Annotated in this window: 3 protein-coding genes and 1 tRNA gene; all 4 read left to right on the top strand. The window is 36.1% G+C overall.

Annotated elements, in window-relative coordinates:
- Positions 1-291: 291 nt before the first annotated feature.
- The 4 genes from ACYQ21_RS15520 (at position 292) to ACYQ21_RS15505 (ending at position 1,385) form a co-directional block, all read left to right on the top strand.
- Entirely contained in the window at positions 292-681 is a 390-nt protein-coding gene (locus ACYQ21_RS15520; protein ID WP_460059579.1) for a DUF7168 domain-containing protein, read from the top strand.
- The gene (locus ACYQ21_RS15515) at positions 678-929 is read left to right on the top strand and encodes a hypothetical protein (protein ID WP_460059577.1); all 252 of its coding nucleotides are present in this window, start codon (positions 678-680) and stop codon (positions 927-929) included. The genes ACYQ21_RS15520 and ACYQ21_RS15515 overlap by 4 nt, the downstream gene beginning before the upstream one ends.
- A gap of 27 nt (positions 930-956) precedes the next feature.
- Positions 957-1,142: a hypothetical protein gene (locus ACYQ21_RS15510; RefSeq protein ID WP_460059576.1), complete on the top strand. Its 186-nt coding sequence runs from the start codon at positions 957-959 to the stop codon at positions 1,140-1,142.
- A 159-nt stretch (positions 1,143-1,301) separates the two neighbouring features.
- Positions 1,302-1,385, top strand: a tRNA-OTHER gene (locus ACYQ21_RS15505).
- The last annotated feature ends 232 nt before the right edge of the window (positions 1,386-1,617 follow it).

The raw sequence follows: 1,617 nt of genomic DNA, 5'->3' as shown, positions 1-1,617 counted from the left end.
GATTTGGAAATGCGTAAAAAGAAGATGAGCATTCGTCTCAAACGTTTTTCGTTATCAATGACTTTTCCAGATTATTTGGCACAGTTGTTTTCAATGTGAGAGCTGTTATTTTTTAAAACATGCTTTATATTTTGGGATTGGAGAGAGAGTCATGCGTTTGTCGTGTACCAATATAAGGTAAGTATCTAGAGTTGTACAGATAAGCATAAATCCATATATAGCAAGGAATCAAGAGAACAAAGAAATTTGTTCTCTTTTTTGTATGTTGAATAATTTATGGAGGTTTCAAAAATGAACTGGGTTGAAAAAGTTGGTCTTGAATTTGACTTACAGGTGGCTGAGATAACTTTTCAATACGCTAAGGGAAGTGTTTCGTATTTGGCAAAGAAGTATATGCAGCAGCCTGAGATAAAACGCAAGCGAAAAAGAAAATGGCAATTAAAGCAAGATTACATTGAGGGATATTTAGTAGGTCTCGCAAAATCTTTTGAACAACAGGTATTAGCCAATGGTTATGCTTTAGCCTTACAGCTGCCAGATGTGGTGACGGCTAAGATAGAGAAACTAGGGTTGGTCAAAGGTAATGACAGCTCACATATAGTTAAGTATCATGAAGCATTTTCAGTAGGCTATCAAGAAGGTTTGAGATTTAAGACTAGAGAACAGATTGGAGAATCATGAAGAAAAAAATCATTGTTTTATTGTTTTTGTCAATCATTTGTTTAAGCGGCTGTGCTAATTCTAGCCTAAACGCTCTGAACACTAGATTTAATTATGTACAAATCAAGTTACAAGATGGTCAAGTAATTAATGGAGAAATAAAGGAATTAAATGTTTCTAACGAGACGGTCTCAGTTATCTTAAATGATGGTAGTGCCTATGGTGGTAGTGTGAAAGATTTTAGTTTTAGCACTCAAAAATTCAAATAGAAAGTAAGAACATTGATAAAGAAGGAAATGCCAACGGAAACAAAATCAAAACAAGCAGAGTGGATTGTGCAGATTACTAAAATCAGTACAGCCAAAAAGTCGAAGCCTAGAAAGCATTATTTTGAAGAAAGACCTCAAGCTGAAAACTTTGTCAAAGAATACAAAGGCAAAGGGAGTGTTCAACTCTATCAGCTTGAGACAATGGGGACTTGAAATGATTTCCAGACCAGTAGTTTTATGCCTTGCAGCAGTGGCGTTTGCTGCCTGTTTGCCACTTCTCTTATTGCTTTCTTTAATGTATTTGGTAGTGTGTATCTTTGATAAATCGCCACAATATGATAACAACTAGGCGAGTTCATCTTGCTTATCTTACAACTTTAGCTCAATGGTAGAGTATACAAAAGTTTCCCCCAATTCTTCTTTTGTAGGACATAGGTTCGATTCCTGTAAGTTGCATCACCAAAATAAAAAAGAAAAATTATTTTATCCTTTTTGGTTCTGGCAATGCTCTGGTGAAAGCATTGTCAGTATGCTGATAATTAGCACCTGAGCTTAGTTAAGGGAATGTCTTGGTTCGATTCCAGGTATCAGCCATTGCCTAGCAATAGGCAAATATTTTCCTTTTTTACTCCAAAGGTACAAGATACTCCCCTATCTTGTGCCTCCTCTACCCGAGGGTAGCTTAAGG

Source organism: Pseudolactococcus yaeyamensis (genome assembly GCF_054658615.1).
The sequence above is the reverse complement of the archived record's forward strand: the minus strand, read 5'-3'. Positions and strand labels throughout refer to the sequence as shown.